Here is a 15,896-nt window from a genome sequence, read left to right as displayed (position 1 = left end):
GGTTGCTCCACCTTGGCCTTTACTTTTTTATTTCTTAGAGCAACTCTATTTGTCTCCCTTCGATTTGTTATCTCCTTTTTTACCTTCATCGGGCTTCGCAATGGAATCCCGCATTTCTGTATCGGATTTAATGTTTTCCATTTTATAATAGTCCATAATCCCGAGATTTCCAGAACGAAAAGCTTCTGATATGGCTTTTGGCACTTCTGCTTCTGCCTCTATCACTTTCGCCCTCATCTCTACATTACGGGCTTTCATTTCTTGCTCCAATGCAACCGCCATGGCTCTTCGCTCTTCGGCTTTGGCTTCGGCTACCTTTAAATCGGCAGAAGCTTGGTCAATTTGTAGTTTTGCCCCAATATTTGTTCCCACATCTATATCAGCGATATCAATGGACAGGATTTCAAAAGCAGTCCCTGCATCCAGTCCTCTTTCGAGCACCAGCTTAGAGATTTTATCAGGATTCTCCAATACACTCTTATGCGTTTTGGCTGAACCGATGGAGGTAACAATCCCTTCTCCTACCCTTGCCAAAATGGTATCTTCTCCAGAACCACCAACCAACTGAGCGATATTGGCCCTCACTGTTACCCTTGCCTTGGCGATAAGCTGGATACCATCAGCAGCCACTGCTGCTACACTTGGTGTATTGATCACTTTAGGGTTAACGGAAATCTGTACCGCTTCAAACACATCTCTACCGGCCAAGTCAATGGCAGTAGCTTGCTTAAATGACAAGTTGATATTGGCTTTATCGGCGGAAATCAAGGCCCGGATCACATTGGGAACATTCCCTCCAGCCAAATAGTGCGTTTCCAGTTCGTTGGTGGTCAAATCCAAGCCTGCTTTCGTTGCAGTTATCAAAGAATTGACGATAATGCTTGGTGGTACTTTCCGGATCCTCATACCAATAAGTTCTCCAATACCCACCTTGACATTGGCGAAAACGGCCGTAATCCATAAGTTGACAGGCACAAAATAAAGAAAGATAAATAGCAATATCAGCCCACCAAAGGCTGCTATTAAGATGATTGCCGAATTAGACACTTCCATAGTTTATTGTTTAATGATAATTCTATTATTTTCTAATTGTTGAATTTGTACTTTCTGACCGGCAGATATAAACCCCATATTGGACTTTACTTCATATATCTTATCTCCAAACTCTGCCTTTCCGTATGGCTTGATATCTGAAATTGTTTTCCCCTCCTGCCCAACGGTCAAGCCTGCCAGCCGATCATCATAGGCACGACTACTCACAGTATCTTTCAGTGAAAATCGTTTCCAAACACCTGACTTAAATCCATAAAGAATCACCCCAACATTCGCCAAAACAGCTCCACCAAGAACATACATTGCCACTTGAAAGTCATAATGCTGAAAACTGTAATAAACCCCAAGGCCACTAAAAATTATTCCTAAAATCCCTACCAAGGTAGTTCCTGGAACGAAAACAACTTCCAGAAGTACAAGCACAAGACCGACGAGCAATAGCCCAATAATAATAGCCCAAGTCATAAAAATTCAAATTGATTAGCTGAAAATAGAGAGATTTTTCGGGATTATAAAACTAAACAAAAAGTTTGATTTTTTGAGCAACAGGAGCTCTCCCCCCATAAAAACACAAACCGCATCAAACTAGCTGTCTATGGTTCAGTTACCATTCACAAACTGTCTGATGCGGTTGATTTATTTTTCAGGAAAATAATTATTTAATAGGCTTTAGCAAAAAACACTCTGCCTTTTGACGGATTTCCAGTGAGCACACAGCTTCCGGACTCTTCAACGCGACCCAAAGGAATGCACCTGATAGTTGCCTTGGTCAATTCTTTGATTTTCTCTTCTGTTTCAGAAGTACCATCCCAGTGCGCTGACACAAAACCTCCTTTTTCTTTGATCACTCTTTGAAACTCTTCCCAGCTGTTTACCTCAGTAGTATTTTCTTCTCTGAATTTCAGGGCCTTTTGGTAAATGCTATTCTGAATATCATCCAACATTTCTGTAACGTATTGACCAATTTCCACCTCATTTAAGTTGATCATCTCTTTTGTCAACGTATCTCTCCTCGCAACTTCTACGGTATTGTTAGCCAAGTCCCTTGGACCTAAAGCTATTCTTAAAGGAACACCCTTGAGCTCATATTCCGCAAACTTCCAGCCCGGCTTATGGGTATCTCTGTGATCAAACTTAACTGAAACCCCCAATGGTTTAAGTTTGTCCATGATCTCATGAGCTTTCTCTTCTATGGCCTGCAATTCTTCCTCACTTCTAAAAATCGGAACAATCACTACCTGGATAGGCGCCAATTTAGGAGGTAGGACTAAACCATTATCATCTGAATGCGCCATAATCAAAGCTCCCATCAAACGGGTACTTACACCCCAAGAAGTCCCCCAAACCAGATCAAGTCCTCCTTCTTTGGTAGCAAACTTCACATCGAAAGCTTTGGCAAAATTTTGACCGAGAAAGTGGGAAGTCCCAGCCTGTAAAGCCTTTCCATCCTGCATCATTGCCTCAATACAATAAGTCTCCTCTGCTCCTGCAAAACGTTCATTCTCTGTTTTTACCCCTTTCACTACAGGTACACCCATAAACTCTTCCGCAAACTGTGCATAGACATCCATCATCTGCACGGTCTCCTCAACTGCCTCTTCTCTTGTGGCGTGAGCCGTATGACCTTCTTGCCATAGAAATTCAGCTGTCCTTAGAAAAAGCCTTGTTCTCATTTCCCATCTGACCACATTCGCCCATTGATTTACTTTTAAAGGCAAATCCCTGTAAGATTGAATCCAGTTTTTATACGTGCTCCAGATAACCGTTTCAGAAGTTGGGCGTACAATCAATTCTTCTTCCAATTTCGCTTCCGGATCCACAATTACCGATTTCCCATCTTCAGAATTTTTTAATCGGTAATGGGTCACCACTGCACACTCCTTGGCAAAGCCCTCCACATGGCTTGCCTCTTTGGATAAATAGGACTTGGGAATAAATAAAGGAAAGTAAGCATTGCTATGCCCCGTATCCTTAAACATCTGATCGAGCTGCTGCTGCATTTTTTCCCAGATAGAATAGCCATATGGCTTAATAACCATACAGCCTCTTACTGCCGAATTCTCTGCAAGGTCAGCCTTTTTTACTAGTTCGTTGTACCACAGTGAGTAGTCCTCACTTCTCTTGGGCAGTCCTTTGCTCATGAGTATAATTTGTTGTTTTGAAAAAACTCTTTAACTTTCGCTTCCATTTTGGGAAGCAAATATAATTTAAAAAATTATAACCCTCCTCCGAAGTGCACGTATATAGTGTTACGAGTTGTAAACTAAATAACTATGAGAAAATTTACATCATACCGATATCTTGGTTTCCTTGCTGCTTTAGGCCTTGTATCATGCAGCAGTAGCTATAGTGCTATGCAAGGAGAGTCGGATGACTTATATTTTATGGCATCAGATGATGCGGTGGTTATGTCCAATGCCGTAGCCAACAATACACCTAAAAACTTTACCGACTATGCTGCTGTTAATGCGGCTAGTCAATATGATCAAGAAAGTTTTTCAGCAAAAAATGTTAATCCGGAATATATCGCCAAGTATCAGGTTCAAAACGATACTGTAGCTGATGAAATTGTTTACTTTGATGATGCCGCCGTTCAGAGCACTGAAGGAGATGGTGACGTTAATGTATACAATAATTTTTATGGTTACAATGACCCTAATGGTAACAATAGGTCGTCATGGAATTTCAGTCCTTCTTTTGCCTTTATGTATCCGGGGCCTTTCGGATTCTATCCTTCTTTTGGCTATGGAGGCTTCTACGACCCATTCTGGCCAGGGTATGGATTCAGGCCTGGTTTCAATATGTCCATTGGATTCGGAATAGGTTTTGGAGGTTGGGGTTCCAGACCTTTTTATAGCCCATTTTACGACCCTTTCTGGGGACCTAGTTTTGCTTACGGTGGATATTATGGAGGTTACTATGGCGGATATTACGGTAGACCTGTAATCATCAACAACATATATACTGGTGAAGGAAGACAAATCGTAAGGGCTGCCAGATCCAGAAGAGGTAGTTCAGTAGCAACCAACTATACCAGAAGAAGTGTTGCTACAAATCCAGGTACTTCACGTACTGCAGCCCGTCAAAGCGCTGTAAGTAGAGTCGATAATTCTAGAAGAAGTAATACTGATTTCAGTAGATCTGAAAATGATTATTTCAGTGGAAGAAGTAGAGTAGCTTCAGCTTCTCCAAGTAGAAGAAGTACCAACTCAGCAGTAATGACTCGTCCTAGCAGCTCTACAAGATCTAGAAGTGCTTATGCTCCTACATCTAGCAGTAGCCAAAGAAATGTGACTACAAGATCTGCAAACAACTCAAGATCGAGTTATTCTACTCCAAGTAGAAGTTCTTCTCCATCTTATAATAGAAGCAGCAGTTCTTCAAGTAGAAGCACATATTCTACACCATCAAGAAGTTCAAATAGTACATATACACCTTCCAGAAGTAGTAGCGGAAGCAGCAGCAGAAGCGTTGGTAGTTCATCGCCATCCAGGAGCTCAGGAGGCACTACCAGAAGTTCTGGAGGATCAAGAAGAGGGGGAAATTAATCCCCCTTTTTTTACCACTTTTTTATCTCCAGCCGTTAAATAATCAAACACCTTCTTAAAATTTAATGTTAGCCATTTTCATGGCAAAAGGGAATTGTATTAGTAAAAATATGAGAGGAATAAAAACGACTATATTGGGAATGCTTCTTTTTGGAGGAGGATTCTCTTTAACAACAGCCCAAGCTCAAACATTCGAGGATGCCTTGCGATATAGTAAATACAATGCTTCAGGATCTTCCAGAATCATGGGAATTGGTGGAAGCCAAATGGCCATTGGTGGAGATGTTTCCAATATTTCTGGAAACCCTGCAGGTTTAGGCTTCTTCAGAAGGTCTGAATTTAGCTTTACTGCCGGATATGAAAATTGGAAGTCCAATGCAAGCTTCATGGGACAGACTCAAGAAAACAACCAAGGCAATTTTTCATTACCCAATGTCAGTGTGATTATCAATAAGACCAAGGATCCTCTCAATACAGATAGTTGGAGGGGACATTCATTTGGGATCAGTATCAATCGCACCGCCAATTTTAATAGTAGATATGGCTACTACTCCAACTTGGGAGGTACAACTTCACTGTTGGATTATTATGCGGATGACTACAACCAGTTTGGTGAACCCGCTATTGGCGACCCTGCCGGACTTCCTTTAGACGTAGGGTTAGTTTACAATGATGGAGGAACTTTCTACCCATCTGACTACACTTATAACCCAAATGATGATGGCTCTCCAAATTATAATGATCCCATCTTCCCTTTTCAGGACGAATATGTAGAAACAGAGGGAAGTATGAATCAGATCACATTTGCCTATGGTTCCAATTTCAAGAACAAATTGTTTATAGGGGGATCACTGGGCATCACTTCTATTACTTTCTCTTCTATCAAAACCTATAATGAAGAGTTTATAGATGATAATGACAACAACTCATTATACTATTCTTTAAGGGAAAACCTATATCATAATGGCACGGGAATCAACTTAAACTTAGGTTTGATTTACAAACCAATTGACCAAGTCAATTTAGGACTATCTTTTAGCTCTCCTACTTGGACCAGGTACGATGAAGAATTTGATGCAGATATCTTTGCTGATTATTATGATCTTAATGGGAACCCAGAGGATAACGCAGATGCGGTTAGTGACATCTACTTATCTTCTATCAACTTAAGAACACCTATGAAATTAAGCGCTGGAGCAGCCTTTTTTATTAATAAAAATGGGTTCATTTCAGCGGACATAGATTATATAGATTATTCCACGATGCACCTCTCCTCTCCTGATTATTCCTTAGACGGATCAAATGATGTCATTTCATCACTAGCTGGCAGTGCCATTAACTATAGGGTAGGCGGAGAATTGAGATTGAATATGTTTAGATTTAGAGCAGGGACTGCCTATTATGGCGACCCTTTCAATGACTCTGATTTGGATAGATCACAAATGCAGTTTACTGGAGGTATCGGGGTTAAGCTTCCTAAAATGTACATTGATTTAGGAATAGTCAATAGCCAGTTTGATACCTTTTACACTTCCTATCCTGGCGCAGAGCTAACGACCATTGAGAATAACGCTACAAAAGGTCTATTGACCCTTGGGTTTAACTTTTAAAGTAGGACATCAACTCAGAAATTAAATGCTCAGTGGAAATATCATCTCCACTGAGCTTTATTTTTGCCTTATCATAAAAGACACCCCGCTCCGCTAGTAGATTTTGTAGCTTCAGGATTATTTCACCGGTATCCAAACCTTGGAACATAGGGCGTTTTTCTACCTCATTCTTGGTAAGCCTTTGCAAAATCTGATCTAGATTTACATCCAAAAACACAGAAATCCCACTATCATTGATCAAATCCATGTTATCATTAAAACAAGGTGCTCCACCCCCTGTAGAGAGTACAAATGACCGATCAATACTCAATAAATCTTGGAGAACTTTTGTTTCTAAATTTCTAAAATACCCTTCTCCCTTATTCAAGAATATTTTAGGAATTTCCAAGCCCTCAGTCTTTACGATTTCCTCATCCAAATCATAAAAGTCAAAATTAAGTTGCTTCGCTACCTGCTTCCCTAGAGTCGATTTCCCACAACCTGGCATTCCTATTAAAACAATCTTCGGTGAATATGTCATATCAATGGCTTAGCAGGCTAGAAACCTCTTCTATATTAGGAGTATTATTAATATGATATTTTTTGATAACCGTTCCATTGTCCATAATCACTATCCCTGGATTGGATCGGATAATGGTTTTAAGGACAGTGGCATCACCATAATAATAAGGCAGATCCCAATCATGCTCCTCCATCAACCCTTCAACCTCTTCTGATGAACTCGCTGTAATGATCATAGTCTCCAGTCTATCTTGGTTTATCAAACCATCTAAAGCATTTAAGGATGCCTTGTCCATCTTTTCAAAATTACTGATCAATATCAATATTTTCTGACCTCTGAGCACCTCATCCGTAAAATCACCATCATCATTCCAAATCGCAAAATCAGAAATTTTCGGTAGAGCCTCAGGATTCTTTAATTGCATATCCACAAACTCAAAACTTTCATCTGAAGGATATTCATCCATCACTACCTCTTCCCCATCCTTTTTCATGATATAGCGATATTCCAATGTACCGGAAGGCTGCATGGCTTCAGGTATATTCACCCCTATCTTGTAAGCTCTAAAGTCAATAAATGGCAAATTTCTCACAGCTAAGACAGAAAAAACTAAAGTGAGCAACAAGCTACTTGCTACCACAATACCAACTCCCATTGATCGGTTATCCTTAAGGTCCTTCTTGAAAACAAACAAAACCAAAATCATCCCCAATAAAATAATATCCTTGATAAAGGACTCCCAAGGGGTCAATTTAATGGCATCTCCAAAACATCCACAATCTGTGACTTTGTTAAAATAGGCAGAGTAAAAAGTCAAGAACGTAAAAAACACTATCAAAATTAAAATTAAGTTTACTGTGATGTTCTTACGGTAGTTCAGTAACAACATGACACCCAAGCCTATTTCCAACACAATAAGAAAAATAGAAAGTGACAAAGCGAATGGTCTTAACACTTCAAAAAAGCCAGCTATATCATGAGAAAACACTTCAAAATATTCTTCCAGTTTGATAGATGTTCCGACTGGATCATTTGCCTTGATCAGTCCTGAAAAAACAAATAGACCACCAACTAAAAACCTGAATAGGGTCAATATAATTTTTTTAAGCATTTTGGGCTTCATTTAATTTAATAAGACAGAAAACAGAGTAATTGATCATATCTTGATAATTGGCGTCCACCCCTTCAGAAGCCAATGTTTTCCCTTTATTATCTTCTATTTGCTTTACTCTGTATAATTTCATTAGGATAAGGTCTGTCATGGAAGAAACACGCATATCTCGCCAAGCCTCTCCATAATCATGGTTCTTATTTTCTAAAAGTCCCCGAGTCGCATCTACCCACTTTTCATACATAGGTTCAAGTTCTTCATATCCTATTTCCAACCGTTCATCATCTAGCAAATCCAATTGGATAAGTGCTATTAGGCAATAATTAATAATACCGATAAATTCATCCTGAATAGGGTCACTTACACGCTGAGACCCTTTTTCCTGAATAGATCTAATTCGCTGAGCCTTAATGAATATTTGATCAGTTATTGAAGGCAACCTGAGCACTCTCCAGGCAGTGCCATAATCGATGGTTTTCTTCTTAAAAAGTTCTTTACAAAGGCTGATAACTTGATTATATTCGCTTACTGTTTGCGTTTTCAAAGCAATTTTAATTAAATGAAAGATAGTCCAAAGTCTTCTTCAGAAACCGAAGATAAATTATTTCATTCAAAAATAACACTTCAAATTAAAGGAAAGCTCATTATGCTGGATGATCCCTGTGTGATGGGTATTTTGAATGTCACACCGGACTCGTTCTTTGCGGATAGTAGAATTTCTGATGACGAAAGACAGCTCCTCAGCAAAGCCGAAAAAATGGTTGAGGATGGCGCTGTAATTTTTGATCTGGGAGGATATAGTAGCCGCCCTGGCGCTGTAAATGTGTCTACAGGAGATGAAATCAAAAGAGTTATTCCTGCTGTCCGCTCTTTAAAAAAACATTTTCCAGATATATTACTTTCGGTTGATACTTTTAGGCATGAAGTAGCCAAAGAATCCATATCCGAAGGCGCTGATATTGTGAACGATATATCCGGAGGAGAACTTGACCATAATATGATTCCGACTGTTGGATCAATGGATGTTCCTTTTATCTGCATGCATATGCGTGGAAATCCCGAAACCATGCAGTCCAAAACGGAGTATAATAATATAGAAAAAGAAATTTTATCTTTTTTTAACGAAAAACTGAACCAATGTCATAAAGCTGGCATTAAAGATGTAATAATTGACCCTGGGTTTGGTTTTGCGAAAACGACATCACAAAATTATAGGATTCTTAAAAATTTATCTTATTTTAAGACTATAAAAAACCCTATATTAGCAGGAGTCTCTAGAAAATCTATGATTTACAAAACTTTGGACATTTCTCCAGAGGAGGCCCTTAACGGAACAACCGCCCTGAACATGGCAGCTCTGATTAATGGAGCTAAAATTTTAAGAGTACATGATGTAAAAGAAGCAACCCAAACCATAAAATTATATAAAAACATATACCCTTGACACTACTTTTCAAAATAGGATTTTTAGACGTTTCTATCGTCAATATTATAGACATCACATTGGTAAGTGTACTCATTTACCAAGTCTATAAATTGATGCGAGGTAGTGTGGCCATCAAAATATTTTTAGGCTTCTTATCGCTATACCTAGTTTACTTGGTGGTAAATGCCGCAAAAATGGAGTTATTATCCATCATCTTGGGGCAATTTATGGGAGTAGGTGTTATTGCTGCAATTATTCTTTTTGCTCCAGAAATCAGGAAATTCCTCCTCATCATAGGGAAGACATCCATCTTATCCAATGAAAACGTCCTTCAGGAATTGCTTTTCTGGAGAAAAAAAGGAACCATGGCTTTCAACATTACCCCCATCATTGAAGCATCTAAATCCTTGGCAGGAACCAGCACTGGAGCTTTATTGGTGATCTCCAGAAATTCTGAATTGAAATTTTATGCTGAAAGTGGTGACTTGATTGACGCTGTCGTCTCCAAAAGATTATTGATTTCTATTTTCAACAAATATAGCCCACTTCACGATGGTGCTGTAATCATTTATAATGGAAAGGTAAAAGCCGCAAGATGCATCCTTCCTGTCACAGAAAAAGAGGTCCCAGCTCAATTTGGATTAAGACATAGGGCTGCCATAGGAATGTCCGAGGCCACTGATACCTTAGTCTTGATCGTTTCAGAAGAAACAGGACAGGTATCCATGGCCAAAAATGGAAATATCCTCCATAACCTTTCTTTTCAGGAACTAAGAGAAATGCTCAACAGCTATTTAGCTGGTGCAGACATTGATGATAAATTTGAATTCATCAACTCTTTTGAAAATAAAAAATTAAAACAGCGAACTGCTGAGGCATAAAAAAAGCAACTCAAATGAGTTGCTTTTTTTATGCTACTTTTTGGTTAAATAACACCAAGCTCCTTTCCTACTTCCGTAAAGGCATCAATGGCTGCATCCAAGTGCTTTTTATCATGTCCAGCAGAGATCTGTACCCTGATTCTCGCCTGACCTTTTGGCACTACAGGATAATAGAAACCAATTACATATATGCCTCTTTCTAGCAACTTTTCTGCCATCTTTTGAGAAAGCACCGCGTCATACAACATAATTGGAACAATCGGATGTACCCCTGGCTTAATGTCAAACCCAGCGGCTGTCATTTTTTCTCTGAAGTACTGTGTGTTTTCTTCCAGCTTATCCCTTAATTCAGTTGTACTGGACAAAAGGTCAAATACTGCTATTGAAGCACCTGTGATAGACGGAGCCAAAGTATTTGAAAATAGATAAGGACGTGATCTTTGTCTCAAAATATCAATGATTTCTTTTCTTCCAGAAGTAAATCCTCCTGAAGCACCGCCCAAAGCCTTCCCGAGTGTTCCTGTAATGATATCCATCTTGCCCATCACACCCTTCAATTCATGAACACCTCTACCAGTCTTACCAATAAAGCCTGTAGAATGACACTCGTCAGACATGACAATCGCACCATATTTTTCAGCTAATTCGACTATCTTATCCATTTGTGCAATTGTACCATCCATAGAAAAAGCACCATCTGTCACAATTAACTTTTGCTTTGCTCCCTTTTCATTCGCATCCTTTAGCTGCTGCTCAAGGTCCTCCATATCATTGTGCTTGTAGCGAAACCTCATGGCTTTGCATAAGCGCACCCCATCGATAATAGAAGCATGGTTCAAAGCATCTGAGATAATGGCATCTTCAGGGCCTAACAATGGCTCGAAAACTCCCCCATTCGCATCAAAAGCAGCTGCGTAAAGGATGGTGTCCTCCGTGCCTAAAAACTCACTGATCTTATTTTCAAGTTCTTTGTGGATATCCTGTGTTCCGCATATAAATCTCACAGAAGACATTCCATAGCCATGACTGTCAATCGCATTCTTTGCAGCTTCGATCACTTTAGGGTGACTTGACAATCCCAAATAATTATTAGCGCAAAAATTCAATACCTCTTTCCCTTCTTGGGTTTTGATCTCTGCCCCTTGTGGAGAGGTAATGATTCGCTCTGTCTTATAAAGCCCTGAATCTATTATTTCTTTCAGTTCCTTGTCTAATTTTGATTTTAAACTTTCGTACATAATATATTTGGATTTTTATTTCGTATTATTGCTACGGAAAAACTTTCGTATAAATGTAATTGAAAATATTTATAAATGGTAAAATTGAATTTATTAATTTTACCATTTATAAACCCTAAACTATTAAAAAAGACCTTGCTAAAAAGATTTAGCTAGGCTGCTAGAGATTATGGAAAGGATTTTAATAACGGGAGCAGCAGGCCAATTAGGCTCAGAACTTACGCAAGCTTTGGTTGATATTTACGGAGGAGACAATGTAATTGCCACTGATATCAATGGAGCTGCAGCCCATAAATTTGACTATTGTCAATTTATTCCTCTAAATGTGCTGGACAATGACCAAATGGTCAAAATTATCAAAGAGGAAAAAGTCACACAAATTTACCATTTGGCAGCCATTCTTTCTGCAACAAGTGAAAAGAACCCGTTATTTGCTTGGAAACTCAATATGGACAGCCTATTATCCATTTTGGAAATAGCTAAAGAGTACAAGCTCAACAAAATATATTGGCCTTCTTCAATTGCCGTTTTTGGCCCGAGCACTCCTATGAAAAATACACCTCAGGACTGTGTCATGGATCCCAACACCGTATATGGTATCTCCAAACAAGCAGGAGAAAGATGGTGTGAATATTATTTCCAAAAATACAATGTCGATGTAAGGAGCCTTCGTTACCCTGGATTGATCGGTTACAAATCATTACCCGGTGGTGGCACCACGGATTATGCGGTTGATATTTTTCATAAAGCAATTGAAGGGGAACATTTTGAATGCTTCTTAAGAGAAGATTCATACCTTCCTATGATGTACATGCCTGATGCAATCAAAGCCACTATCGACCTAATGCATGCTCCAGCCGAAAAAATCAAAGTGAGATCAAGCTATAACTTGGGAGGAATCAGCTTTTCACCAAAAGAAATTTACGAAAGCATTAAAAAGCACCATGCTGACTTTGAAATAAGTTATAAGCCTGACTTCAGACAAAACATTGCGGACACTTGGCCAGATAGCATTGATGACAGCGCTGCTAGAAACGACTGGGGGTGGGAACATTCTTATGGATTAGAAGACATGACTAAAGATATTTTGGCTAACTTGCCTACCTATTTAGTCAACTTTAAATAATCAACCGCATGAATAAGAATTTAGTGTTAGCCCTTGGGATGGCAGGGATCTTGGCTTCCTGTGATGCACCAACATCGGAAACAGCGAATGAAGAATCTTCTTTAGAAAAAGTAAATGAAGCAGATCATGTTCTAGCAGAGGGAGCTTCAACTTGGACTACTTATGAAGGAAGTATCCCTTGTGCAAGTTGTAGTGAAATCCAAATGACCCTACGTATAGAGAACAAAGCTGACAAAACTGAAAGGGAGTACACCCTTACCGAGGTATACAAAGGCCGTCAAGAGGGTGAAAGAACTGTTGAGTCAAAAGGAACCTATGAGGTCTCTTATGGAATAGAAGGCGATCAAGGAGCGATGTTAATTACATTGCTGGACGAAAATGGCAATCCAGTAAATACTTTCCTCCAAGATAAAGAGAGCAACAACTTCATTTTGTTAGATAAAAACAATAAAATTATCAAATCAGATCTGAATTATACATTGACAAAAAAATAAAGCCTGAGTTTCAGGCTTTATTTTTTCTCCACGATTCTATCTTTCTGAAAACCTACCAATACCTCTCCATCGGGATAAACCATCACTGGTCGCTTGATCATACTACTGTTCTCAATGAGCAGCTGTAATGCTGATGAGACTGCTTCCAGCTGACTCTTATCCTCTTCACTAAGCTTTCTGTAAGTAGTTCCTCGCTTATTTACCAAAATATCCAAAGGGATTTTCTTTAAAAAAGACTTCAGCAAGTCCTCAGAAGGAGCCTGTTTTTTATAATCCACAAAATCATAATCTACATTTTGCTCCTCCAACAACTTGAATGTTTTCTTCATAGTATCACAGTTTTTGATACCATAAACCATTAATTTATCCACCATATATTTTTTTAGCTTTAAACAGTTTTACAATTCCTCACCAAAACTAATAGCAAATTCTCACACCATCAATTTTTGAGAGAATAATCAGGCTACTCATAACTGTTTCAAAACTTCATACAAAACTGTATATTAACATGCTCAATCCATGATTTTATGAAAGACGAAAGAAAATTAGCTTTTTGCCTTAACTGTGATCAAAACCTCGATGAAAATGACAACTTTTGTCCAAACTGCGGCCAAGAAAACATGGATCAAAAAGTACCTTTCCAAGTTTTTATACATGATTTCTTTTCCAATTATCTCAACTTTGACTCTACTTTTTTCAGAACCATCCCACCTTTTCTGAGCAAACCCGGGAAACTCACTCAAGTATTTAATGCAGGCCAAAGAAGAAAGTACATTCACCCAATCAGACTGTATTTAATGCTGTCACTTTTCTACTTTTTTGCCATCAGTATCATTATCCCCCCTGATATTGTGGATCGAATCATGACTAGTCAGCTGACTGATGAAAAAACCAAAAATGCCATTAAAGTCAACTTAAACGACTCCCTTAACTCAAGTGATAAAGCTGAACTGGAAAAAATAGTTGGGAAAGAAGAATTGAATAACCTCAACAAACAATTAACATCTGCCGACACTTCTGCTTTTGACTCTATTCCAACCAGATCACCTTGGCTAGAATTAAAGTTAGCTGCCCAAGACCAACAAATTAGCGATAGTTCCTTCAAAGCGTCACTTCAAAAAAGCAGCTTTGGCCTCACTAATAACTTTGACATAAAGGCTCAAAGAAACTTCATTGCTAACTCTAACATTTACATTATCAATTCAGCAAGAAATCTCCCAATCATGATGTTTTTTCTGTTGCCGTTTTTTGCATTGCTTTTGAAACTACTCTTTTTAAAAAGTTCCAAATACTACATTGAGCACCTTATCCATTCATTACATATCCATAGTTTTGCCTATTTGATTTATGGATGTGGCATCTTTCTGCTCAATTACGAATTAGGCAACTTATCCTTAGTAGGCATTGTCTGTTTTGTTGGAGTAACCACCTATGCCTACATCAGTATTTTGAAAATCCACACGCAAGGGTGGCTTAAATTACTTATAAAGTTCTGGATCCTAGGATTTATTTATTTTAACCTTCTTGCTATTGCTGTTGGCACTGAACTTTACCTTTCCTTAATCACCCTATAAAAAAGTCTGCTTAAAAGTAAGCAGACTTTCAGTTTATAAAATCTCTTTCAAGGATTCTTCATTTGCCTGAATAATGTATTCTATATGCTCTTCTTTGAGGGATGTAGACAAAAACAAACTCTCAAATTGTGAAGGAGGCAAATAAACTCCCCTCTTCAGCATGGCTTGAAAGTATTTGCCAAACAGTGCAGTATCGGAAGTTTTAGCTGTTTCAAAATCTATGATTTTTTCTTCAGAGAAGAATAAACTGTACATACTTCCTAAATGATTCATGGAGTAGTTCAATCCTAGCTTAGACAAACTTTGTTTGACACCACCTACCAACTTATTCCCAATTGACTCCAATTGATTATACACTCCAGGCTCTTGATCCAAGTATTGTAACATTGCCAAACCTGCAGCCATGGCAATAGGATTGCCAGAAAGAGTTCCTGCCTGATAAACTGGCCCCACAGGAGATACAAAATCCATGATTTCTTTCTTACCGCCATATGCTCCCACAGGCATTCCACCTCCAATAATCTTACCCATGGTAGTCAAGTCTGGAGTTACACCAAAGACTTCCTGCGCACCTCCTTTGGCCAATCTAAAACCTGTCATCACTTCATCAAAAATCAGTACAATTCCTTCTTCATCACAGAGTTTTCTTAAACCTTGTAAAAACCCCTCCTCTGGAAGCACAAGGCCCATATTCCCAGGGACTGGTTCAAGAATAATGGCTGCTACTTCTGCCTTATTAGCCTCTATTAGTTGTTCAACTGACTCTAGATCATTATATAGGGCAAGAAGTGTATCCTTTGCTGTACCTATTGTTACACCTGGAGAGTTGGGTGCCCCCATTGTGATGGCTCCAGATCCAGCAGCTATCAAAAATGAATCGCCATGTCCATGATAATTACCTTCAAACTTGATAAACTTATCTCTGCCGGTAAAGCCTCTTGCTAATCTCACTGCAGACATAGTGGCTTCAGTACCTGAATTCACCATCCTTACTTTCTCTACAGAAGGCACCATTTTGGTTATAAGCGCTGCAATCTCAATTTCTTTTGCTGTTGGAGCACCAAAAGATGTCCCACTTTCCATTGCCTTGATAACTGCTTCCTTTATAACAGGATGGTTATGTCCCAAGATCATAGGCCCCCAACTATTAATAAGCTCTATATAGCGATTATCATCCTCATCATATAAATAAGCCCCATCAGCCTTTTTGATAAACAATGGATCACCTCCAACTGCCTTAAAAGCCCTTACTGGAGAATTAACTCCTCCGGGTATAAAATTTTGAGCGTTCGCAAAAAGCGATTTACTATTACTAATATCCATTAAAACTGTA

At 38.9% G+C, this 15,896-nt stretch carries 16 protein-coding genes; 7 read left to right on the top strand and 9 right to left on the bottom strand.

Annotated features, from left to right (window positions below; genetic code table 11):
- Positions 1–45 precede the first annotated feature (45 nt).
- The 3 genes from floA to proS form a co-directional block, all read right to left on the bottom strand.
- On the bottom strand, positions 46–1,053 hold the full coding sequence (floA, locus tag IFO69_RS16580; protein WP_192011241.1) for a flotillin-like protein FloA: 1,008 nt from the start codon (positions 1,051–1,053) through the stop codon (positions 46–48).
- 3 nt (positions 1,054–1,056) lie between these two features.
- Positions 1,057–1,518, bottom strand: a complete 462-nt coding sequence (locus IFO69_RS16575; protein WP_192011240.1) for an NfeD family protein — start codon at positions 1,516–1,518, stop codon at positions 1,057–1,059.
- 194 nt (positions 1,519–1,712) lie between these two features.
- Positions 1,713–3,194: a proline--tRNA ligase gene (gene proS, locus IFO69_RS16570; protein ID WP_192011239.1), complete on the bottom strand. Its 1,482-nt coding sequence runs from the start codon at positions 3,192–3,194 to the stop codon at positions 1,713–1,715.
- Between the two features lie 132 nt (positions 3,195–3,326).
- On the opposite strand from proS, the gene IFO69_RS16565 reads away from it, so the two are divergent.
- Positions 3,327–4,601 carry a hypothetical protein gene (locus tag IFO69_RS16565; RefSeq protein ID WP_192011238.1) on the top strand — a complete coding sequence of 425 codons (1,275 nt, stop codon included), beginning with the start codon at positions 3,327–3,329 and terminating at the stop codon, positions 4,599–4,601.
- Between the two features lie 110 nt (positions 4,602–4,711).
- Positions 4,712–6,211 (top strand): OmpP1/FadL family transporter, encoded by a 1,500-nt coding sequence (locus IFO69_RS16560; RefSeq protein ID WP_225444175.1) that lies wholly within the window; start codon positions 4,712–4,714, stop codon positions 6,209–6,211.
- Here the strand turns inward: IFO69_RS16560 and IFO69_RS16555 are convergent.
- Genes IFO69_RS16555 through IFO69_RS16545 form a run of 3 tightly spaced genes read right to left on the bottom strand, consistent with a single transcriptional unit; the run spans position 6,201 to position 8,368 of the window.
- On the bottom strand, positions 6,201–6,731 hold the full coding sequence (locus tag IFO69_RS16555; RefSeq protein ID WP_192011237.1) for a shikimate kinase: 531 nt from the start codon (positions 6,729–6,731) through the stop codon (positions 6,201–6,203). The two genes, IFO69_RS16560 and IFO69_RS16555, sit on opposite strands and share 11 nt — an antisense overlap.
- A gap of 1 nt (position 6,732) precedes the next feature.
- Positions 6,733–7,824, bottom strand: coding sequence for a BT_3928 family protein (locus IFO69_RS16550; protein WP_192011236.1), 1,092 nt, complete (start codon positions 7,822–7,824; stop codon positions 6,733–6,735).
- On the bottom strand, positions 7,817–8,368 hold the full coding sequence (locus IFO69_RS16545; protein ID WP_192011235.1) for a DUF1599 domain-containing protein: 552 nt from the start codon (positions 8,366–8,368) through the stop codon (positions 7,817–7,819). Before IFO69_RS16545 ends, IFO69_RS16550 begins: the two co-directional genes overlap by 8 nt.
- Before the next feature lie 15 nt (positions 8,369–8,383).
- Between IFO69_RS16545 and folP the strand changes: the two genes are divergently transcribed.
- Positions 8,384–9,268, top strand: a complete 885-nt coding sequence (gene folP, locus IFO69_RS16540) for a dihydropteroate synthase (protein WP_192011234.1) — start codon at positions 8,384–8,386, stop codon at positions 9,266–9,268.
- Positions 9,265–10,131 carry a diadenylate cyclase CdaA gene (gene cdaA, locus IFO69_RS16535; RefSeq protein WP_192011233.1) on the top strand — a complete coding sequence of 289 codons (867 nt, stop codon included), beginning with the start codon at positions 9,265–9,267 and terminating at the stop codon, positions 10,129–10,131. Before folP ends, cdaA begins: the two co-directional genes overlap by 4 nt.
- Before the next feature lie 44 nt (positions 10,132–10,175).
- Here cdaA and kbl read toward each other — a convergent pair whose 3' ends face one another.
- On the bottom strand, positions 10,176–11,369 hold the full coding sequence (gene kbl, locus IFO69_RS16530) for a glycine C-acetyltransferase (protein ID WP_192011232.1): 1,194 nt from the start codon (positions 11,367–11,369) through the stop codon (positions 10,176–10,178).
- Between the two features lie 169 nt (positions 11,370–11,538).
- Between kbl and IFO69_RS16525 the strand changes: the two genes are divergently transcribed.
- Both IFO69_RS16525 and IFO69_RS16520 read left to right on the top strand, forming a co-directional pair.
- Positions 11,539–12,495 (top strand): NAD-dependent epimerase/dehydratase family protein, encoded by a 957-nt coding sequence (locus IFO69_RS16525; protein ID WP_192011231.1) that lies wholly within the window; start codon positions 11,539–11,541, stop codon positions 12,493–12,495.
- An 8-nt stretch (positions 12,496–12,503) separates the two neighbouring features.
- Positions 12,504–12,989 carry a copper resistance protein NlpE gene (locus IFO69_RS16520; protein ID WP_192011230.1) on the top strand — a complete coding sequence of 162 codons (486 nt, stop codon included), beginning with the start codon at positions 12,504–12,506 and terminating at the stop codon, positions 12,987–12,989.
- Between the two features lie 17 nt (positions 12,990–13,006).
- On the opposite strand, the gene IFO69_RS16515 is transcribed toward IFO69_RS16520, so the two are convergent.
- Positions 13,007–13,348, bottom strand: a complete 342-nt coding sequence (locus IFO69_RS16515; protein ID WP_317173482.1) for a Spx/MgsR family RNA polymerase-binding regulatory protein — start codon at positions 13,346–13,348, stop codon at positions 13,007–13,009.
- 168 nt (positions 13,349–13,516) lie between these two features.
- Between IFO69_RS16515 and IFO69_RS16510 the strand changes: the two genes are divergently transcribed.
- On the top strand, positions 13,517–14,563 hold the full coding sequence (locus IFO69_RS16510) for a DUF3667 domain-containing protein (protein ID WP_192011228.1): 1,047 nt from the start codon (positions 13,517–13,519) through the stop codon (positions 14,561–14,563).
- A gap of 33 nt (positions 14,564–14,596) precedes the next feature.
- Here the strand turns inward: IFO69_RS16510 and hemL are convergent, their stop codons facing one another.
- On the bottom strand, positions 14,597–15,886 hold the full coding sequence (gene hemL, locus IFO69_RS16505; RefSeq protein ID WP_192011227.1) for a glutamate-1-semialdehyde 2,1-aminomutase: 1,290 nt from the start codon (positions 15,884–15,886) through the stop codon (positions 14,597–14,599).
- Positions 15,887–15,896 lie beyond the last annotated feature (10 nt).

The sequence above is a fragment of the Echinicola arenosa genome (genome assembly GCF_014841125.1).
GTDB lineage: Bacteria > Bacteroidota > Bacteroidia > Cytophagales > Cyclobacteriaceae > Echinicola > Echinicola arenosa.
The sequence above is the reverse complement of the archived record's forward strand: the minus strand, read 5'-3'. Positions and strand labels throughout refer to the sequence as shown.